The sequence below is a fragment of the uncultured Fibrobacter sp. genome (assembly GCF_937877005.1).
Taxonomy (GTDB): Bacteria; Fibrobacterota; Fibrobacteria; order Fibrobacterales; family Fibrobacteraceae; genus Fibrobacter.
In genome coordinates, this window is record NZ_CALEFV010000329.1 from 1 (window position 1) to 20,124 (window position 20,124).

The window sequence follows — 20,124 nt, forward strand, 5'->3', positions numbered from 1 at the left end:
GTTCTATGACACCCAGGCTTCTGAAAATTCAGACAATTCTGACGACTCCGATGATGACGATTTTCCGTCAATCGAAGTCCATTCAAATGATTAAATAGAGATCCTTCGACTTCGTGCGTTGCACTTCGCTCAGGATGACACTTCGTGTCAGTCTCGCCGACCGCCGATAAGTCCGGCTCGGTACGCCCAATACAAGAGTTGCATAATGGAGCCGATGGCGGCAGCCACGTAGGTAAGCCCTGCGGCAAAAAGCACTCCCGAAACCGTATTGTATTCGCGACCCTGAGCCACGATGTCGAGGCGAGCAAGCACCTTTTTGGCGCGGGAAGAAGCGTCGAATTCTACCGGCACAGTCACCAGCGTAAAGAGTGTCGCGATACCGAACAGCAGCACACCCGCCACGGCGAGAGAATAGCCCAGCGCACGGCCTGCACTCATCAGGATGATGCCGAGAATCACAAGCCACGGGCCGAGATTCGAGCCAAGGTTTGCGGCAGGCACAATAAACGAACGCAGCCACAGCGGGAAATACCCCTGCGCATGCTGAATGGCGTGGCCCACTTCGTGAGCGGCTACACCTGCGGCAGACGCATTGCGACCGTTATAAACTTCAGGTGACAAGTTCAGAGTCTTGTTCAGCGGATTGTAATGGTCTGACAAGAATCCGTGATGCTGCAGCACCTTCACGTCGGTAATGCCCGCATCCATGAGAATTGCCTTCGCCACATCGGCACCGGTAAGGCCGCTCGAAATGCCAACCTTCTGGCCAGCGTTAAAACGGGACTTGACCATCCAGGAAACACTACCCGAAAGGGCAAGCGTCACCAGGAGAATCATCATGTACAAAGGATCGAACATCATAAAAATACCTCTAATCGTAATATACAAAATTCATTTTCAAATTGTCACGCCCAGTACGGAGATCCCCGGCCAAGCCGGGGATGACAGGAAAGGCTACATGTCGCCGGTTTTCAGTTTGCTACCGTCGCGGAGGTTGGTAAGCACGAGCCCGAGCAACAGGTAGAATACCGCCTGCATAGCGAGCGGCAACAGAAGCGATGCCGCATCGTAAATGTCGGCGCCGCGCTGTTCAATGGCAAGCCAAGCCGGAATGGCAAACGTCGAAGGCAACAGGCAAGAAAAGCCCTTCATCCACGCCGGAATCAATTCGGTGGGCCAGCTGAAGTTCGAAAGGAATAGGATCGGAATGCTCATGTACAGGAACAACTGCATGCTCGTTTCGCGACGCAGGAATACCTGCGAAAGCACCATCCCGAAGTTGATGACCGAAAACAGGAACACGATTGCAAAAGCCACCATCGGCAAAATTTCACCACGGCGCGGAAAATCGAACACGTTGTACACTACAAAGTGGTAGAACAGGATAAAGCTGCAGTAATGCAAGAAGTACGCGAGCGAACGGCCAAAGTAACGGTAAGGCATCAGTTCGTTTTCCACGGAACTGTCGCGTTGCAACTTGCGGAACTTGCGGTGAGCGCGGGCGCCGCCCAGAATGCAGATGCCAATCACAAGCGTCTGCTGCAAAATCAGCACCAACACGCTCGGCACCACATAATTCGAATAGCTACCCGTGTTGTTGTACATGGTCTGCACGCTGATGGGTATCGGGTCGCGCATGGCAATCGCCTTGGCCGCAGGGACTTTCTTGCCGAGGGCTATTCGCTTGACTTTGGTAGTTGCCCCAACAGTCAATGCGCATGTAGTAAACGCCGTTCCGATGTTGCCATGGAGCATCACGTAGGCGCCGTGCGTAAACACGTTCACGTTCGTCTTGCCACCGTTACGGAGCGTCTTTTCCATGTCCTTGGGAATTACCATGAACCCGTAGATTTTTTCTTCGGCCATGGCCTGTTCCGCTTCGCGGATATCCGAAAACACATAGCGCACATCAATCTGCTGGGCTGCGGCAGACATCTGCGTGAGTTCGCGCGACATCACTGTATGATCAAGATCTACCACGGCCACAGGCACATCTGTTGCTGTCTGGTTCATGTATGGCGTCGGGTAATAGAATGCGTAAAGCACACCCGCCACCACCAGCAACAGCACCGCCGCAGGGTCTGTGTAAAAAAGCTTCCATTCGGCAAATGCCACCTTGAAAAGTCGCTTAAAGAGGTCAATCATTTTTGCCTCCTTTCAGCCATATCAGAAGCAATCGCCTTGCGAATGCTTAAGTCCGAATAGACGGCTCCGGCAATATTTTTCAGCTTATCCTTCAGGTGCAACTTTTCACGGGCTTCCCAGTCCACCTCTTTTTCTTCGGCGACTTTCCAACGCAAGAACAACAATTTTGAGGCGAGTAGGTGCCAGAACAACGCCATGAACAAAAGTACCACGATCGATTCCCAGGCATGCGCCTTGCCGACCGAGCCCAAAAGCATGGTAGACTGCACCTTTAAAACGTGCGTGAGCGGAAGCAGGAAAGCAAAGCCGCGCACCACCAAAGGCATCGCCATCACGGGGAAAGTCTGGCCTGCAAAGGCAAACGCAGGACCTGCAATTACACCTGCCACGCTAGACGACATACGCATGTTGCCCGTAATGCCCACAAAGGCAGCTCCCGCTCCAGAGCAAGCGAGAAACATCGCCAGCTGCCCTGCAGACACCACCACGAATTCATCGAAAGTCATCGGCGTGAGCGCACGGCGAGCATACGCATACACCGCCATCATCGAAATCCACTGGATTAAAACGAGCGGTAGCACCGTCGAAAGCCCAAGGATCACGCGCGAGCCACCCGCAGCCTGCAAAAATTCGCGGACGCGGTGATCACGGAACGGAAAACTGAACAGGTACACCGCCGCTAAAATTCCAGCCAAATGGAAAATCGCCGTCACCAGCCCGAGCCCTAAAAAACCCTGGTAGTTACCGCTGTTGTTGCTGACCGACTTAAGTTCCACATGAATCGGGTCTTCCATCTGCTTGGTAAACAGGTCGGCACCAATCGCCGAAATCACCGAGCGGATTTCCTTGACCGCAAACGTATTCGTAAGGTAATTCTGGCCGCTGGAATACACCGGAATCACGGGCGTTTCAAGCCGTAGCGCGCGGCGTTCCATGTCGTACGGGAGCACGATAAACGCCTGCAAGTCGCCTCGAATCACCGCATGTTCGCATTCGCTACGGTCGTGGCATTCCACCGCGACTTCGAGCACGGGGTCTGCACGCAATGCCATTTCGACTTTATCGGCCAGCTGCGAACGGTCTTGCTTTAAAAGGCCAATCGGCACATGCTGAATGATTTCGGCCGAAAAGAAATTCACCATAAAGACCGATGTCACCACCGGCAAAATCAGGAGCACCAGCCACAATACAATATTGTGACTGATGTAGATTTTGCGAATCGCCCTTAAAACATCAAGGAACACGATTACGACCTTATTGCACCTGTTCCATCGGGAAAAGCACGCTCATGCCGGGGCGCAGGTTTTCAATCTTGGTTTTCGGGCGCAGGCGCACTTCGAAACTCTTGAGGTCAAAGCCGCCGCTTTCCTTGGAGCTGCGCCAGGTGGCGTAATCGCCTACAGACGCAATGTAGCTGACTTCCATTTCCACGTTCTTGTCGAGTGCCGGAATGAACATGCTGAAAGTCTTGCCCTTGGACACATTCTTGAGCAAGTCTTCGCGCAAGTGGAATACCGCCCAGGAATCGTCGAGGTCGGTAATGGCGACTACCGGCATGCCGGAGCCCACGACTTCGCCCTCTTCGACCAGTTTCACGGAGACCTCGCCTGCGATGGGGGCGCGGATTTTCGTTTCTTCGAGGTAGGCGTCGACCTCGGCGTTGGCGCCCTTCGCCTGCATCACGAGTGCGTTTGCGGCAGCCTTGTCTTCGCTGCGGGCGCCGGCGAGAGCCTGTTCATACTGGGCCTTGGCGGCGTCGGCAGCAGACTGCGACGCCTTCATCTGGGTTTCGGCTTCGTCGCGCTTCTGGAGCGGGAGCACGCCTTCGTTATAAAGCTTCTGTACACGGTCGTAAGTGTTCTTCGCGAGGTTTGCGGCATCTTGCGCGCGCGAGGCCATGGCCTTAAGAGCCGTAATGTCTTCGGAGCGGGCCCCGTTCTTCGCCTTGTTCGCCTGAGCGCGAGCAGCACCTAAAGCACCCTGCGCCTGCATTTTTTTGGCTTCAATTTCGGGGCTGCTAATAATAGCGACAATGGCATTCTTTTCGACCATATCACCTTCGCGGAAGAACAGCTGTTCCACGCGACCAGGCACTTTACCCGCCACAAGCACGCGGCGAGCTTCCATCTGACCTTGCAAATAGGCGTCGCGAGGTTCAGTTGCGAACTTCTGCAAGGTAACGATACCAAGGCCAATCAAAGCAATCAACGCCAAGACGACCAAGACTTTTCCGATAACTTTCAAGACGTTCATCTTTTTTCTCCGTTTCTAAAATCAATTTGCAGGTGTAGCAGGCGTTGCCGCTTCTGGCGCCTTGGCGCTATCTGCCGGTGCAGAATCTGCCGCTGTGGATTGCTTCACCCCTTCGGGGTTCGCAATGACTTTTGTTGAGGGGCTCGCGGCAGCGTTTGTAGAGTCGCTTGCAACGGTTTCTACAGCGGGCGGAACCGTTTCGACAGCAGCGGGAGCAGGTTCAGCGGGTTTCGGTTCTTCGGGCTTCGACACCTCAGCCGTTTTTTCTTCCACAGGCTTCACATTCTTGAGCATTTCGCCTGCATTCACCACTTCTCCACTTGCTTCCAAAAGTCCAAGCCAGGCGACAACCGCATCGTAATGAGCCTTCAAGTCAGCCACCTGCAAGCGCGAAAGCGCAAGTTCGGCATCCACTACATCCAAGCCCGTGGCAAGGCCCGCTTCGTAAGCCAAAGTCTGGCTTCGGTGCGCTTCTTCGGCAAGTTCGCGAGTCTTCTTCAGGCTTTCCAAGCGGCTCTTGGCATGCTCCATTTCACGCCAGCGTTTTTCAACCAGCAGGCCAATGTTATCCATGGTCTGCTCTTCCATGCTCGAAAGCGAACGGTCGAGAGCCTTCGCGTTGCTCACCTTGGAACGCGTCTCGCCGCCCTTGAACAAGTCCCACTGCATCTTGGCACCCACCGCCCAATCGGGTTCCAGGAGCGTGAGGTCGCGGGTATAAAGTTCCTTGTAGGCAAAGAGTGCGACCGTCGGGAAATAATCGGCGCGGGCTGCACTCACCGCATCTTGGCTGCGCTTGCGTTCCGTGCGTAACTGGCGCAGACCCGGGTGTCTATCCATCGCAAGCTGCTTGAATTCTTCCATGGCCAAGGTCTGCTCCGGAGCAAGCACCGGAGTGATAGCCGTAATGTTCGTGTCCGTATGCAACAGACTTGCAAGAGCCAAGCGAGCAAGAGTTTGGTCGCGGTAAGAATCTTCAAGCGCGTTTTCAGCCTCAGCCAAAGCCACTTCGGCACGCAGGCGTTCCGCCTTGCTAATCTGGCCGCCTTCTTCAAGCTTTTTGGAACGAGCCAAATGCTCTTCCAGGTTCTTCTTGGTGCTTTCGCGAAGCACCGTCAACTCTTCGGCCAGTCGCAGCGTAAAGTACTTGGTCGCCACATCCATGAGGATTGTGTTTTGCGCCATGTCAAAGGCCGCCTTCTTGGCATTCACGTTTTCTTTGGCGGCATCGTAGGCGGAATAAATCTTGAGGCCCGTAAAAATCGGCCAAATGGCCGTCAGGCGCGCATTAAAGAACACGTCGTCCTGCACCTTCATACGGAAATCGGCATCGTCGATTTTCGCTTTGGCGGCATCAAGCTGTTGCTTACTGTCTGCCGCATACTTGTCAGCCGTCTGTTGAGCAATTTCTTGTGCCGTACCACCGACCTTTTCTTGGGCAAAAGCGTTCGCCTGGGCTTCGCTCATTCCCTGCGCCATGGCTCCGGCATACGCCTGTTCGTAACCAGCCTGGGCCTTGTTGTAGGCATCGATATAGGCCTTGGAATACACCGCCGCCGGGCCAACCGTCGCAAGCCCGCCGGCAAGGCCGCTTAACCCCTGCTGAATCTCACCCAAGTCAATATATATGGGGTCATTAATTTTAGTGACGCTTGCGGTCAGCGAAAGCTGCGGCATAAAACGGGAACGGGCCTCGGTCTGGCCGCTTTCGGCCATTTCGACCTTGGCCTTTTCAGCCTTAATCTGCGAATTGTTCGCCTTTGCCATCGCAATCGCATCCGAAAGCGAAATGGGCGCGGCAAAAACGGCAGCACTCGCTGCAATACCCAAAAACAAACTCTTTTTCATAACACAATAAAAATAAATTTTTCTATACAAAAAAACCGCCCCAAAGGGGCGGGTTCCTTACTTTTTACAAAAAACGTATTACAAGACGCTTACAAGTCGTTTATAAATCGCTGACAGCCCTTATAGGAGCACTATCACTTGCCCGGAGTCGGCTCGCCAACAATCCAAGCAGAGGCGTCGTAACCCATGGTGGTATAGTCCTTGCGCTGCAAGCTATAGCCATAGCCATCGGCACGCTTGTAGTCTATGCCCGCACCATTCCAGTTATCGCTATAGAGTGTCGCATCGGACCAATCGTAATAGAACTGGCTTGCAGAAGGATTAGTGAAATCCTCCTGATAATAGTAAGGTTTCTTGACGGCAATCATTTCACCGCGGTTCGAAAGCTTACCCTGGTAGAAACCGATCAGGACATCATCGCTAATGGAGAAGCGGGTGCGAAGTTTATCTGCTCCGAGTGCAGCCTTGAGGGAATCCGGGAATAGGACGGCCAAGCCTCCGGCAGGAAGCACATCAGTCGAAGCAAACTCAAAATTGATGCCTTCAACCTTCCAGCCCTTACTGGCTCCAGTCAGGGAAACATACAGATTAATGCTTTCCGTTCCCGTATTCTTCAGTTCTAGGAATTCTACCTGATTCAGATCCTGTTCATTGGGATGGTAATGTATTTCGTTAATCACGACAGAGCCGATGTAAAGCGGAGCATTGGCCTCGCCCTTCGTAGCTTCCTTTAAAGCTCCCTGAGCTGTAGAACCATCGCTCAAATCAACAACGCCACTCGAAAGTTCGCTCGACGGAAGCAACAGGCTGGATTCATCACCATCCGTATTGCCATACAAGTAGTAAGATCCGCCAATCGGGCTCACCACCAGTTCCTTATCAAAACCGGTCTTGGCATCGAGAACCAGATAACCCTTGGCAGGAACGACACCGGATGCAATCGTCAATGTTTCCTTGCGGAGCTTGGATTCAAAAGTCCAACCTGTCACATCAACATCATCGCTTCCTGCATTGTAAAGTTCCACCCACGCATCCTTACCTGTTCCAGAAGGCATAATCTCGTTCAGGCGCACATTCGATGTTTCCAACCATTCATCGTTACCGACACCAGGATTTCCCTTCAGAATCTTGCTTGCACCCCAGGAATTTGCCTGAGCAGCGTTCCCACCCTTATAAACGAGCGTGCGTCCCTTTCCATTGGCAAGAGAAGGCCAAGGAGGTTCGTTGCTAAAAGCGGCGCTAATATCACCTTCACCTGTCAATTTCACATCAATGACATCGCCCTCATTGGAAAGCTTAGCCACGGCATTGGTAGAGGCGTCGATATCCCACGGTCCAAAAAGACGACCGGAGAAATCAGGGTAGGTACTATTGAACAGGTCTACGTTGTTAGTGACAACAATGTACTCACCCTTCGTCAAGGCTTCGTCGGGAAACGTAAAGCTGACAGCTCCGTCCAAATGCAGGTTCGAAGCCAGCATGCTGCTGATATCAGGGCCGCTTGCAATGGTCACCTCGACCCATTCCAGTTCGGAAGCGTCGGGAGCATTGTACATAATTTCGGTAATGGCCATGGTCGTAACGGTTTCATCCACAGACGACGAAGACGTAGCCGTAGCAGAGGAGGTCGCCGACGAGGTACCATCCGAAGACGTTTCCGTGGCAGAAGAGTCGGAAGATTCAACAGTTTCGTCGGAAGCTCCGGAGGAACTGTCATCGGAACAGGCGCCGCAAAGTGCCATGGCACAAACAGCGGACCCCATCAATATGCTTTTCTTGATATCCATAAAGGTATCCTCGTTAAATTCTCATCCTATAATACAATTTTTTCACCCACAGGCAAACCAAGTTTAGTCCAATAAGGGGTCTTAAAGCGCCTGGGATTCTCATAAACCCGTTTCCATTCCGCTGCCGCATTACCGAACTTCGAAAAAGCGGCATGCTTCAGGTTCAGGAACTTGATCAAGTCAAACATCCAGTAGGGCACCTGAGAGCAGGGGCACTTGAGTTCCAGAACCGCATCGCAACCCGGCTGGAAAAACCGGGGAATACCCGTGGAATGCATGTAGTGGGGATCCACCGTATAATCAAAGCCGATTTCTTCACGGAACCGCATACCGGTATCAATGGTTACGCGGGAATATTCCTCGCGAAGTCCAAACCAGGCACGGCGCTTATACTGGGTCAAGAGTCGGGGGTGCGCATTGTGAAGTTCCGTCTTGTACAAAAAATCCTTGATGTACATGCGGTCCCGTTCACTTTTGCAGGGCCAGTCCTCGGGTTTCATGTGCCATACATCGCCAGGGTTGATTCCCTTGACGGTGCCACGGCTCTTATAGCATATATTCTTGATCTTACGCTTGCACTCGAAGTGGAACGTTCCTTCCTGAGGGGGGTGTTCCCCATAGGTGCGGACGCGCATATTGAAACGGTCCAGCAGCTGTTTCTTTTTCCAGCCCAGGAACGTCCAGCTAGGAGAATCCAGATATAGGTTCGTAATCCAGTAAAAACCACCCGGCGTAATTTTGGAATAATAGTCTTCTTCGCAATAGGGCGCCAAGAAGGCCCCGATACGATCGGCCCATTCCACAGGAATGTGGTACTTCAGTTCGAACCTTTCAAGAAGGCTAAATCCGCGGGCTTCGGCCATATTACTTAAGCCCCCTGACCAGGTGGTTCTGTATACCTTCCTGAGACAAGACCCCGGAATACATTAGAAGTTCAAGATAGAGGTTGTAGACATCCTTCTCGATACTCAAAGCGGTCATTTCGCTCTCAATGGCGCTTTCACGGGCACGAAGGAGCAATAACGGATCGGAGCCTGCATCCTTGGCAAACTGTTCAAAGATGTCCCCCGTATTAACCTTTTCCGTAAATTCCTTTTGCACCTTCCACTGGGCAAGCAGACTGTTAATTTGTTCCACCAGACGGTTCACCTTCAGGTTCACATCGCGGACTTTATCCATAAAGTCCCGTTCTGCTTCCAGGTCTGCCACCTGCTGGCGCAAGTCGTTGTCCTTGTTACTATCGAAGAAGGGCAGTTTGAATCCCACATTGACATAGAACTTATCACGGGTCAGACGATTATCCTTGTCCGCCACTTCCCGTTCAATCGTATAGGAATTGTCATAGGAAGCCGTTTCGTCGTTGTAGGCATTATCTTTCCATTTGCTACAATCGCTTTCGCTATAGTATTCACTGGAAGTATTGCAGAAGTCATCGTAACCCATGTCCTTGTACTTCTTCATCAAGGATTCAATCTTGAGGGAGTAACCGATGCCGATATGGGAAATGTAATCGCGACGGCTGGACACATCCTGCTTGGCCTTGGCCTTTTCAGAATTCATCTTGCTCTTCGCCATGGCCAGCTGAGGATAATCATCCGTCACTTCCACACCGTCCTTAAGCTGGGCCTCCAGTTCTTCCATGGTCGGAAGCCAGGAAGTATCCAGAGCGATGCTGTCGAAATCAGCCACCCACATCCGCAATTTTTTATCGGCATTCCGAAGGGAATTGGTATCGCTGATCAGAGCGGCCTTAATGGCAGATTCCTTTTCCAAGGCCGAAATCAAGTCCTGGGGATTAAAGGTCGCAGAACCAGCTTTCATGTGCAAAACCTCGATGCGGTCCTCATTGAGCTGGAACAATTCCTGGTTCAGCAGGTTTTCCTTTTTACGCAGCAGGTAATGAATGGCCCTTTCATAACGGTCATACAGAAGAATGGCACGGTCCTCGGCCAAGTGCGCATTAGCATACTCCATCTGGGATTCGTAATGGGCTCGGTCCGCATTGCCTTCACCAAAGGTTTTCGGAGTCAAGCGCAATTCAAAATCATGCTGGGCAAAACTAAAACCATCCAACTTATAGCGCAGCTCCAACTTGTCCCATAACTTGGTATTACGGGACGTAGAGATCTGGGTCCGTTGCTGCGCTTTTTGATAACGCAGGTCCTCATCAGCAGACTTAATGAGAGTTTCCCAGGTCAAGGGAGCCGCCATCAGAGGGGCCGCCACCATCAAAGATACAAGACCAAACTTGTTCATAAAAACCTTATTCGGAGATGGTCACCATTTCACCCAGCAAGAAACTATTCTCTTGCGGAATGGTGATAATCACTTCGCGACCATGAATCGGCATCTCGGGCATTTTCCACATGCGCACGGGGAACTCGACAATGCGGCTGGAAAGACCAACCACCTTGCCCTTAATCGGCTTGCCAGATCCGCTCAGGGTCTTGACCCGAACCGTTTCGCCCACATCCAGACGCTGGTACATCTTTTCGTGGATATAACCACGCACCAAAGTCGGAGACTTGTGAGTCAAGGTAACGATCGGAGCAAAACTCGAGACCTTTTCTCCATCATGGACATTCACCGAACCGACCACCCAGCTTTCCTTCGCAATTTGGATAAGTTCTTCCTGCTGCTTCTTGAGTTCCTCGAGTTCCTTCTGCAGGTTTTCAATTTCGCTCTTACCAGCATTCTTCTGCAGACGGTTGCTGCTCTTGAGGAGCTTAATCTGTTCATTGGCGTTGGCATTGGCAACGGCAAGTTCGTTTTTCAGGCTCTTGATCTGCATTGCCATGGCGTCATTGCCATCACTATTTGCATTAGACCCCTTCAGGCTCTTTAGCTTCGAAGCAATTTCCTTGTTCTTCTTGTATTCGGTTTCGAGTCGATTAATTTCCGCCTTGAGCGAAAGAGTCTTGGTCGAAAGTTCTGCCTTGACCGCAGCGACCTTCTGGTCTATGTCTGCAGCGGAAAGATTGCTACGACCTTCGCTTGCATCCAATTCGCGAGTCACTTCGGCAATGCGGAGTGTGAGATCCGGACGGTTCAGTTCAACAATCGTATCACCCGGTTCAATAGCCTGACCCGGCATGACATGCACCTTCACCACCTCAGTCGGACTAGGCACGCTAATCGTTGTTTCGGCGGCTTCGGCAATTCCCTGGAATGTAGCGATTTTACCCTGATACATGAAACCGAGGATAATAGCGATAATGACACAAAGAATCCATGCTATAGAAAGCTTATGCCCATACACATACGCAACACCCGCGTTATTCTTGTGCGTATTCCAAAAGTTATCAATTAAATCTTCAAGCTTGTTCATATCCATCTCCCTACATTTCCGTCGTGGCATCTTGCATCATGAACTGCACATCCGAGATACCTTCGATCTTGGACAAGTCACTCAGAATTTCAGCAGCGGGTTTTGTCGCACGAAGACGAATCTGGTAGGCAACATCGAGACGGGCTCCGCCATCAACTTCTCGCATCGTGATAAGGATAAATGTCTTGAGGCTAGATTTCATGATGTCTTCAATCTGACCACGGACCTTGGGCTCATTCGGCAAGGCAAAACGGAGCATGCCATCAAAGAAATGCTTGGTACCAAGCCCCGTACGAGAAAGAAGGAAAGCGACAAGACAGAAGGCAACCGTACCACCGGCAGCGGCCCCCCAGGCATATACACCACAGCCAATACCGGCACCAAGGGATGCGAACACGAACATGATATCGCGGGGGTCCTTGAAACTGGTACGGAAGCGGACAACCGACAGGGCGCCCATCATACCAAGTCCGCGGCCAACATTGTCACCAATAGCCTGCATCACAGTCGCGGCAACAACTGCACTCAGAACGATAGCCTGCACAAAATTACGGGAATAGGAAAGCCCGAGAAATGTTTTTTCGTAGGTCCAGGCAATTACCGAGGACAGGATAAAAGTAAGAATCAAGGTATACGCCAATGTAATCAAAGTCGCATTGGCTGTGCCAGACTGAACGGCTAAAAGGTCGAGCATAAGGACTCCGTTGGTTGTCTAAATCATTCACTCCAAAATTTACTTTAATCAAGCCAAATTTATGAGCTTTTTTGTGTAAAAATGGATGAACAATAAGGTTATTAACCAACCAAATAGGGCTCCTTGGGGAATTTCCGCCCTATTTTTCCCTAACACAATAAAATTGTAATAATTTTCAACTAAACCGTCCAGCACCCAAATTGCGTTTACGCCCCCTTTCGGACACAAGCGCCTCGATCAGGAAAAGCAGAGCCGCAAGTCCAAGGAAAATCTGGTAACGATCCTGGTAGTTTTCCATGCGATCGCTCGCCTGTTCCTTTTTCTCCATACTAGCAATTTCGGTCAGCACCTTCTGGAGCTGGAACTCACCCGGACTCGCATAAAAATACTGGCCTCCAGTTACGCTTGCAATTTCCTGAAGAGTACCATCTTCAAGCCGGGTTGTCACAATATTCCCCTGCAGATCCTTTTTATAGGCAACCTCGCCATTCCTAGACGGCACCGGAATAGGCACACCTTCGCGCGACCCAATGCCAATGGTGTAAATGCGGACACCCATTTCTGCAGCTTCCTTCGCAGCATTCACTGCAGCCGCTTCAAGTTCCTCGCCATCACTCATAAGAACCATCACCGCATACTGGCCGCCGCTGCCGGAATTTCGGTACAACGACATTCCCTTGCGAATTGCATTTTCGAGATTCGTACCCGGCATGAGCCAGCCGGGATTCAGTTCTCGCAGCATCATCTGTACGGTGCCATAATCAAGCGTCAAGGGAACCATTACCTGCGCTTCCCCCGAAAAAGCAACTAGCCCTACACGGTCACCCGATAAGGATTCAAGGAACGCCGATATTTCATGACGGCTACGCGTCAAGCGGTTCGGCTTCACATCTTCTGCGAGCATTGAAAGCGAAATGTCCTGCAACAGGACGAGATCCAGGCCCTTGCGTTCAATATGCTCCATCTTTCGACCCCACTGCGGACGAGCCAAGGCAACAAAGAGAAACGCTATCGCAAACAGCAACAGCATCACTTTGGCAAGGCGTCGCCAAGGAGATACGGATGTCGATAGTTTCGGAAGCATCGAAAGGGATACAAAGCGGGCAGCCAGCTTTTTGCGACGGTGATAGGCGTACACAAACAGCAACGCAAACAACGGGAGCGTAAACAGGCCCCATAAAAACATCGGTTCAGCAAAGCGCATTCAAAAACCTCCCATCAAGGAATACGCACAAAACGCGTATTCGCCAGCAATAATTCGAGCAGGATTAACAAAGCACCCACCAACAACCATGGATAGAACTTTTCCGCATAGCGGGCATAAGCAACCGTTTCAATTTCAGTCTTTTCAAGTTCATCGATTTCAGAATAAATCTTTTCGAGTTCTTCCTTGTTTTCTGCTCGATAGAAACGGCCTCCCGTCTTTTGAGCGACAGCAGCAAGCGTTCCCTCATCAATGCCTTCTTCGGGTGTAATGTCACGTTCTCCCCAGGAAATATCCCCAGTCCACGGATTCTGCTGGAAGGCCAGTATTTTCCCGTTTTTCTTACCGACACCTACCGTATAGACCTTTACGCCAAGAGACTGCGCAACTTCCGCAGCGCGCATCGGAGGAACGACGCTCGCATTATCCTTTCCATCCGTAAGGAGTACGACCACCTTGGACTTCGCTTCGGACTTCTGCAGACGCGCCAAGGCATTCATCAGTCCATCTCCAATTGCCGTACGGCTGTTCATCACCGAATCACGAGCAAGGTCGTCGGTCACCTTGAGTATTTCAAGCAAGGATCCATAATCGAGAGTCAGCGGACACTGCGTCACAGAGCGTGCACCGAAGGCCGAAAGGCCGATGCGATCACTATGGCGCTTTTGAATAAAATCCGCAATGACCTGCTGCGCATATCCCAAGCGACTGTACTTCCAGTATTCTCCCGTCTTGAGGATACGTTCGGCATTCATGACTCCAAGTTTGGCCTGTTCCACACGGGTCAGCATGTCAAGCGTACCCATGGACCCCGAAATATCGAGCGCCAGCATGATATCGACGCCATCGGTCGAAGTATATTCTACTTCCATCGCGTTCTGCGGACGAGCAAGGGCCACGATAAAGCAGGAAAGAGCCGCTAGTCGAAGTAACGGAACGACATGGCGGAACCTGACCCGACGGCTAGGGACAGCCCTTTTTGCAATGGACAAGGCCGGAAACTTAATAGTACTCTTGCGGCGGTGTTCTCGATAAATGTACCAGCCCACTAAAACTGGAACCAGAAGCAAAAGCCAAAAGGCTTCGGGATTCTGAAAATGTAACGAACCTAAATCCATGGAATCTCCGACAAAACGCAACTAGAAAATTTTATCGGGGAAGAATATACAAAATTCAGGTCGAAAAAGACAAATACGCTATCAGCCCCACCGTCACAGCAACAATCAAAATGACCGCCGGCAGAATCGGACGACGCATCGATTTCGCTCCAAGGAAAAAGACCATACCGCCTTTTGTCAACGTATTCGCAAGACTTGCAAATAACAACGCCAGGACAAGTTCTCGCACCGCCAGGCCCGAATTCAGGTTCATGTCTATGACAGAGAATGCGACAGCATCCATTTCGGCAGCCCCACCCAGGAAGCTACAGGCAATAAGAGCTCCAGAACCAAGATAAACGCGAGCCGCATTGGCGACAAACATGACGCAGGTGAACACAACGCCAAACTTGATTGCAGGCAACAACTTAAAGGGATTTGCAAAATCCGCATTCTTGGGCTTATGGTCGCGAGCGTCCTTTACCTTAAGATAAATTGCATAGACAAGAGCAGGAACTACAGGCAATAGTAGCGGCAACGCAAGAGGGCGCGCAAGCGATGCACTCAGGAATATGCAAATGAGATACAGGCGTACATACATCACCGCCCAACTGAGTACGATTCCAGCCGTAAAATCGGACGCGTAATCCTCATTCTCGCGGCTGCGTCCCGTCAAGTTGAGCGTAAGAGCCGTACTGCTCGCAAGACCTCCGAGCAGTCCCGTAAGCCAAATTCCCTTGCCAGGCCCAACGATTTTTATCAGGACATAGCCCACAAAGCCTATTCCCGAAATAAATACGACGAAAAGCCAAATGGTGTGCGGATTCAGAACTTCTAGACCCGGCGGGCCATAAGTCTGATTTGGCAAGAATGGGAGAATTAAAGCGGATATTACGGCAAACTTGACCGTAGCGAGCACATCCTCCTTCGACAATTTTTTGGCAAAAGTATGCAGCTGTTCTTTCGCCGAAAGGACCCAAAGCATCACTACTACAATAACGCAGGATTCCACGAGCCTACCATACCAGCAGACACCACCCAGCAAATAAACAATGACAAGAGCAACGCTAGTCGTAATACCATCGCCACCGACAAGAGGCCTATTTTCAGACCGAATCTCGGCAGAACAATTCTTTTTCCCTATCGCAAATGATATATGGGTCGCCATCAGGAGCATTCCGACGACAACGAATCCCGTGACAAAGGGAGCAACACCACCCATCTGATCAGAAAGTAAAGCAGCCATAGCCCCCACCAGGGCTACCAGAGTAAATGTACGCACCCCAGCCGGATGCCGATCCGTCTGGTCAAAATAAGTATGCTCACGCTGCATGCCGATAATAAGACCAATACCTATCGCTGCAGCCAAGCGATACAATACATTCAAGTCAAGCATGTTATTAATATATAATAAAAACCGAAAAAAAGACTTTACTTGCGAACAAGATTCGATTTCATTGCCGATTTCATGGCATACATCTTCTTATCGGCCGCATGGAGCACCATTTTGCAATTTGCCGATTCTCCAATTTCATGCCTATAGGCAATGCCGTAAGCAGCATCCAGACATATAGGGAGTCCCTTGGAATAAACCGTTTTCAATTTAGCAAAATTCGCCATTACCGCATCAAGATCATTCAAATGCTCCATGCGAACGATAGCCATAAACTCGTCACCGCCCATACGAATTGCAGTACCAAATCCTGCAAACGAGTCCTTCAACACAGCCGAAAATGCCTTTATCACAGCGTCCCCCGCTTGATGGCCATATGTATCATTCACGAACTTCAGCCCGTTCATATCGAAGCACACTATTGCAAAATCTACCGTAGTCTTGTCAATCGCATCAAAAATTTGCTGAGCCTTGGCTCGATTATACAAGCCCGTCAACGAATCCGCATAGGCCATTGTCGCTAGGAAATCCTTTTCTGCACGGACTTCCTGCAATCTAAATAAGTAGACCATGTAGCTTCCCACAAGCATCAGGACAAACAATAGCGATCCAAAAGGAATCCAGGTCAGTTCAAGTAGGGAATGTTCAATTGAAATGATGTTGTTCACATTGTGGCGTAGCAAATCCGCAATTGCCACGACGGCAAACACAAGGACTCCAACCGAAATCATTTTCACAGACAAGTCCATCTTTTTTCCATACAGGATGCCCGTCAGCAAGAAATACAGCAAGCCCAACACGACATACGCATGGAAAAACATCAAGGTTCTTGGATAAAGAACCAAGTTGGTAAAATGCAGAATAGTCGTTGTCAATAGAAGCAAAAATCCAACAGAAGTAACGACAACAATCCCCCACCACTTCCACCTCTTAATGTTACCCCGGCGCATATCAATCAGCAAAAGGCAAAACGGCAAGGGCGCAAAATAAAGACAGAAATATTCCACGCTCGTATTCAAGGCAAAATTGTAAGAGATAATCTGGAAGAGTTTCATGTAACACAAGGTCCATGTTCCCATAACAAATGAGAACACACCTATTAGAAAGGACCGAAACGCCTTAACGCCATAGAAAGCCGTCGCCAAGCTTACTAAAACGGCAAGAGTTCCAAATAACACAAGGAATACGCCCACCACAAGAGCAAACGCATGCCTCGAGAAGAAATCACTTATTGCATACGGAGCCGGCAAGAGGTCAATGTCGGGCATCGACGACAAATCTTCTCCAATCGTTATGACAAAACGAAACTCTAGATTTTCCGTTGATCCGTCGGGATGCAAAGGAACATGGTGGACTCCACTTCCAACCATGTTCCGTTCTTTAGCTCGATCTACTCCGTAGGAATAAATCTCTTTTCCGTTTTCAAAAATTTCAAGTGCCGCATGATAAGTCCTAATGCGCAAGACCTTTCCCGCCGCTTTTTCGGCAGGAATAGAAAAGCGCAGCGATAGGGTGTCTCCTACATGCGTTCCCTTCGGGAACGAAAAATCCGAGACCGAGCTTACCGCATAAGTCGAATCCGCAAAATGGACCCATCCGGGGAAATTGACACTTTCTATAGAAGGCGCCAGTCCATTGCTACGAACTAGCAGAAAAACAAGAAGAAATAGGGCAAAAAAGACACTTGTCGATGCACAGACAAAAATCTTTTTCATTTTCTTCTTCATGCAAAGACCTCGATCTACCTTTCCCAAACTTCAAAGACCATTGCAAAGTCGTTCTTTTCATCGGCAGGAAATGTTTCTTCGCTTACCTTGTGCCAGCCTTCGCCCCATTCGGGAAAGAATACATCGCCGTCCACATCGGCAAGGACTCGCGTCACATAAAGCTTCTGTACTAGAGGCATGGCTTCACGATAGACCGCCGCACCGCCAATGATAAAGCATTCTGTCTCGTGAGCGGCACGTGCAGATTCAATTGCCTGTGAAAGGCTTCCGCACACAACACACCCCGGAGCTTCGAATGACGGATTTCGTGTCAGCACATAATTTGTGCGATTCGGAAGCGGGCGTCCGATATCATCATAATTCTTACGACCAAGAACAATCGAATGTCCCGTAGTAATCGCCTTAAAGCGCTTAAGGTCGGCGGACAGGTGCCACGGCAGATGTCCGTCACGTCCGATGACATTGTTTCGGGAGATTGCAACTATTGCAGAAATAAGCATAATGAACAATGGATGATGGATAATGGATAATGGATAATGGATAATTATCAATCATCCATTATCAATTAAAATTAAACAGCTATTGGCGCCTTAATTGTCGGCCACGGATCGTAATCGACCAGTTCAAAATCTTCGAACTTGAATTCAAACAGGTCCTTGATTGCCGGATTCAACTTCATTGTCGGCAACTTGCGCGGCGTACGCGTCAGCTGTTCGCGGGCCTGTTCAAAATGGTTCGAGTACAAGTGCGTATCGCCCAACGTATGGATGAATTCGCCCGGTTCATAATCGCAAACCTGCGCAAGCATCAAGGTGAGCAGCGCATAAGAAGCAATATTGAACGGCACCCCGAGGAATGTGTCGGCACTGCGCTGGTACAGCTGGCAGCTGAGCTTGCGCTTGCCGGAGGCGCCTACACCGCCCACATAGAACTGGAACAGGCAGTGGCAAGGCGGCAGAGCCATCTTGTCGACTTCGGCCACGTTCCATGCACACACCAAGTGGCGGCGGGAATCGGGATTGTTCTTGAGACTATTCACCAGGTTCTGGATCTGGTCGATGTGACCACCATCAGGGGTCGGCCAGCTGCGCCACTGGTGACCATAAACCGGGCCCAAATCGCCGTTTTCGTCGGCCCATTCGTCCCAAATGGTCACCTTGTTGTCATGCAGGTACTTGATATTGGTATCACCCTTCAAGAACCACAACAATTCATGGATAATAGAGCGCAAATGCAGTTTCTTGGTCGTGAGGCATGGGAATCCTTTAGAAAGGTCATAGCGACACTGACGGCCAAACACGGAGCGCGTTCCGGTACCCGTACGGTCAGAACGGTCCACCCCATTTTCCAAAATATCCTTGAGCAGGTCTAAATATTGTTGCATACAGTCAATTTAATAAAATTGTGAAATGTGAAGTGTGTAATGAGAAACGAATAACCACACATTCCACATTACACATTGAAATCACTCCCCGAAGATTTCCACCCGTTTGTACTGTTTGACTTTCTTGTCTTCTGTCACGGCATTCTGCAAAAGATACTTGTTCAAGGCCTGCAAAATGAGGTCTTGGGTATGCTTGGGCACGGGCTTCTTGCCGAGGCGCGCCTTCTGGACCATCTTGTGGTTCAAATTCATGGGAAGCATTTCCACGAGATCATGGTTGGAGGCGTTCAGGGATTGAAGAATTTCGTCGAGTTTAGTCATAGATGAGTTAGAAGTAAACAGTAGGAAGTGATTTTTGATTAAGATAGAAAAAGTCCCCGGCGGGTATGCCAGGGACTTTATTCAAAGGTTAGCGAAGATTACTGAACCAGGTTGCTTTCGCACTTGGTACCGTCGTTATCCGGCGTTACGAAGTGCATTTCGATACGGCGGTTCATTTCGCGGCCATCAGCGGTGCTGTTGTCATCCACCGGGCAGCTCGAACCCATACCGATTGCCTTGATACGATCCTTCTTGACGCCCGCCTTGGTGAGCACCTTCATCACTTCCTTAGCGCGGTTCTCGGAAAGTTTCTGGTTGGTCTTTTCCTTACCCACGTTGTCGGTGTGACCCTGGATCACGATCTTCAGATCCTTGTAACTATCGTCGCTCACGAGCTTCTTCGCCACATTCTGGAGAATCTTCTTAGCGTTCGATTCCAAGGTTGCCTTACCGCTCTTGAAGGTCACGCCATCAAGCTTTTCGACAGCCTTCTTCGGGCAGCCATGGCCGTCATCACCCGGTTCATCCGGGCAACGGTCAATACCGGTACAGACTTCAGCGAATTCCTTCTGGAGTTTCTTGGTTGCAACCCATTCAGAGCAGACGCCGTCCTTATCCGGGTCCGGATCGTCGTCGATCGGGCAGCCCTTGTTCCATTCAGGACCATTTTCGAGTTCGCAACGGTCGTAACCATGGCAGATTTCCTTGAACTGGTCAAGCATCTTCTGCTTGGTCACCCACGGAGAGCAGAGAGAGTCACCATCCGGGTCCGGGCTTTCCATCGGGCAGCCCTGGGCAAAGGCTTCACCGGCTTCAGTCGGGCACTTGTCGACGCCAGCGCAGATACCGTCATACTGGTCGAGCATATTCTTTTCGGTCACCCAAGGATCGCAGAGACCGTCCTTGTCGGTATCCGGGTTGCCGAGCGGGCAGCCTTCGTTAG

At 50.5% G+C, this 20,124-nt stretch carries 18 protein-coding genes; all 18 read right to left on the reverse strand.

Annotated features, from left to right (window positions below; genetic code table 11):
- Nucleotides 1-147: 147 nt before the first annotated feature.
- Nucleotides 148-861, reverse strand: coding sequence for a zinc metallopeptidase (locus Q0628_RS14490; RefSeq protein ID WP_083532327.1), 714 nt, complete (start codon nucleotides 859-861; stop codon nucleotides 148-150).
- Between the two features lie 93 nt (nucleotides 862-954).
- A complete protein-coding gene (locus tag Q0628_RS14495) occupies nucleotides 955-2,145 on the reverse strand; it encodes an ABC transporter permease (protein ID WP_298772184.1) in 1,191 nt (396 codons plus the stop codon).
- The gene (locus Q0628_RS14500; RefSeq protein ID WP_298772186.1) at nucleotides 2,142-3,389 is read right to left on the reverse strand and encodes an ABC transporter permease; all 1,248 of its coding nucleotides are present in this window, start codon (nucleotides 3,387-3,389) and stop codon (nucleotides 2,142-2,144) included. The genes Q0628_RS14495 and Q0628_RS14500 overlap by 4 nt, the downstream gene beginning before the upstream one ends.
- Nucleotides 3,390-3,399: 10 nt before the next feature.
- Nucleotides 3,400-4,398: an HlyD family secretion protein gene (locus Q0628_RS14505; RefSeq protein ID WP_298772188.1), complete on the reverse strand. Its 999-nt coding sequence runs from the start codon at nucleotides 4,396-4,398 to the stop codon at nucleotides 3,400-3,402.
- Between the two features lie 21 nt (nucleotides 4,399-4,419).
- Entirely contained in the window at nucleotides 4,420-6,246 is a 1,827-nt protein-coding gene (locus Q0628_RS14510) for a TolC family protein (RefSeq protein WP_298772190.1), read from the reverse strand.
- A gap of 134 nt (nucleotides 6,247-6,380) precedes the next feature.
- The gene (locus tag Q0628_RS14515; protein WP_298772192.1) at nucleotides 6,381-8,033 is read right to left on the reverse strand and encodes a lamin tail domain-containing protein; all 1,653 of its coding nucleotides are present in this window, start codon (nucleotides 8,031-8,033) and stop codon (nucleotides 6,381-6,383) included.
- Nucleotides 8,034-8,059: 26 nt separating this feature from the next.
- Complete coding sequence (locus Q0628_RS14520) at nucleotides 8,060-8,896, reverse strand: polyphosphate polymerase domain-containing protein (protein ID WP_298772194.1); 837 nt, start codon at nucleotides 8,894-8,896, stop codon at nucleotides 8,060-8,062.
- Between the two features lies 1 nt (nucleotide 8,897).
- Complete coding sequence (locus Q0628_RS14525) at nucleotides 8,898-10,289, reverse strand: TolC family protein (RefSeq protein ID WP_298772196.1); 1,392 nt, start codon at nucleotides 10,287-10,289, stop codon at nucleotides 8,898-8,900.
- A gap of 7 nt (nucleotides 10,290-10,296) precedes the next feature.
- Nucleotides 10,297-11,361, reverse strand: coding sequence for an HlyD family efflux transporter periplasmic adaptor subunit (locus tag Q0628_RS14530; protein WP_298772198.1), 1,065 nt, complete (start codon nucleotides 11,359-11,361; stop codon nucleotides 10,297-10,299).
- Nucleotides 11,362-11,371: 10 nt separating this feature from the next.
- Nucleotides 11,372-12,055 carry a DUF4956 domain-containing protein gene (locus tag Q0628_RS14535; protein ID WP_298772200.1) on the reverse strand — a complete coding sequence of 228 codons (684 nt, stop codon included), beginning with the start codon at nucleotides 12,053-12,055 and terminating at the stop codon, nucleotides 11,372-11,374.
- A gap of 175 nt (nucleotides 12,056-12,230) precedes the next feature.
- Nucleotides 12,231-13,259: a VWA domain-containing protein gene (locus Q0628_RS14540; protein ID WP_298772202.1), complete on the reverse strand. Its 1,029-nt coding sequence runs from the start codon at nucleotides 13,257-13,259 to the stop codon at nucleotides 12,231-12,233.
- A gap of 14 nt (nucleotides 13,260-13,273) precedes the next feature.
- Nucleotides 13,274-14,377, reverse strand: coding sequence for a VWA domain-containing protein (locus Q0628_RS14545; RefSeq protein WP_298772204.1), 1,104 nt, complete (start codon nucleotides 14,375-14,377; stop codon nucleotides 13,274-13,276).
- Nucleotides 14,378-14,432: 55 nt separating this feature from the next.
- The gene (locus tag Q0628_RS14550; RefSeq protein ID WP_298772206.1) at nucleotides 14,433-15,752 is read right to left on the reverse strand and encodes an MgtC/SapB family protein; all 1,320 of its coding nucleotides are present in this window, start codon (nucleotides 15,750-15,752) and stop codon (nucleotides 14,433-14,435) included.
- A 35-nt stretch (nucleotides 15,753-15,787) separates the two neighbouring features.
- Nucleotides 15,788-17,464 carry a GGDEF domain-containing protein gene (locus tag Q0628_RS14555; protein WP_298772208.1) on the reverse strand — a complete coding sequence of 559 codons (1,677 nt, stop codon included), beginning with the start codon at nucleotides 17,462-17,464 and terminating at the stop codon, nucleotides 15,788-15,790.
- 26 nt (nucleotides 17,465-17,490) lie between these two features.
- Entirely contained in the window at nucleotides 17,491-17,976 is a 486-nt protein-coding gene (locus tag Q0628_RS14560; protein WP_298772210.1) for a dihydrofolate reductase, read from the reverse strand.
- A gap of 71 nt (nucleotides 17,977-18,047) precedes the next feature.
- Complete coding sequence (locus Q0628_RS14565; protein ID WP_298772212.1) at nucleotides 18,048-18,860, reverse strand: thymidylate synthase; 813 nt, start codon at nucleotides 18,858-18,860, stop codon at nucleotides 18,048-18,050.
- Nucleotides 18,861-18,941: 81 nt separating this feature from the next.
- Nucleotides 18,942-19,181, reverse strand: a complete 240-nt coding sequence (locus tag Q0628_RS14570) for a hypothetical protein (protein ID WP_298772214.1) — start codon at nucleotides 19,179-19,181, stop codon at nucleotides 18,942-18,944.
- 98 nt (nucleotides 19,182-19,279) lie between these two features.
- A partial coding sequence (locus Q0628_RS14575; protein ID WP_298772218.1) for an OmpA family protein occupies nucleotides 19,280-20,124 on the reverse strand: 845 nt, incomplete at its 5' end.

Excerpts from the sequence above, each read along its gene's own strand:
- Q0628_RS14490 (WP_083532327.1), bottom strand. The coding sequence starts at position 861 with ATGATGTTCGATCCTTTGTACATGATGATTCTCCTGGTGACGCTTGCC.
- Q0628_RS14495 (WP_298772184.1), bottom strand. The coding sequence starts at position 2,145 with ATGATTGACCTCTTTAAGCGACTTTTCAAGGTGGCATTTGCCGAATGG.
- Q0628_RS14505 (WP_298772188.1), bottom strand. The coding sequence starts at position 4,398 with ATGAACGTCTTGAAAGTTATCGGAAAAGTCTTGGTCGTCTTGGCGTTG.
- Q0628_RS14510 (WP_298772190.1), bottom strand. The coding sequence starts at position 6,246 with ATGAAAAAGAGTTTGTTTTTGGGTATTGCAGCGAGTGCTGCCGTTTTT.
- Q0628_RS14515 (WP_298772192.1), bottom strand. The coding sequence starts at position 8,033 with ATGGATATCAAGAAAAGCATATTGATGGGGTCCGCTGTTTGTGCCATG.
- Q0628_RS14520 (WP_298772194.1), bottom strand. The coding sequence starts at position 8,896 with ATGGCCGAAGCCCGCGGATTTAGCCTTCTTGAAAGGTTCGAACTGAAG.
- Q0628_RS14525 (WP_298772196.1), bottom strand. The coding sequence starts at position 10,289 with ATGAACAAGTTTGGTCTTGTATCTTTGATGGTGGCGGCCCCTCTGATG.
- Q0628_RS14530 (WP_298772198.1), bottom strand. The coding sequence starts at position 11,361 with ATGAACAAGCTTGAAGATTTAATTGATAACTTTTGGAATACGCACAAG.
- Q0628_RS14535 (WP_298772200.1), bottom strand. The coding sequence starts at position 12,055 with ATGCTCGACCTTTTAGCCGTTCAGTCTGGCACAGCCAATGCGACTTTG.
- Q0628_RS14540 (WP_298772202.1), bottom strand. The coding sequence starts at position 13,259 with ATGCGCTTTGCTGAACCGATGTTTTTATGGGGCCTGTTTACGCTCCCG.
- Q0628_RS14545 (WP_298772204.1), bottom strand. The coding sequence starts at position 14,377 with ATGGATTTAGGTTCGTTACATTTTCAGAATCCCGAAGCCTTTTGGCTT.
- Q0628_RS14550 (WP_298772206.1), bottom strand. The coding sequence starts at position 15,752 with ATGCTTGACTTGAATGTATTGTATCGCTTGGCTGCAGCGATAGGTATT.
- Q0628_RS14555 (WP_298772208.1), bottom strand. The coding sequence starts at position 17,464 with ATGAAAAAGATTTTTGTCTGTGCATCGACAAGTGTCTTTTTTGCCCTA.
- Q0628_RS14560 (WP_298772210.1), bottom strand. The coding sequence starts at position 17,976 with ATGCTTATTTCTGCAATAGTTGCAATCTCCCGAAACAATGTCATCGGA.
- Q0628_RS14565 (WP_298772212.1), bottom strand. The coding sequence starts at position 18,860 with ATGCAACAATATTTAGACCTGCTCAAGGATATTTTGGAAAATGGGGTG.
- Q0628_RS14570 (WP_298772214.1), bottom strand. The coding sequence starts at position 19,181 with ATGACTAAACTCGACGAAATTCTTCAATCCCTGAACGCCTCCAACCAT.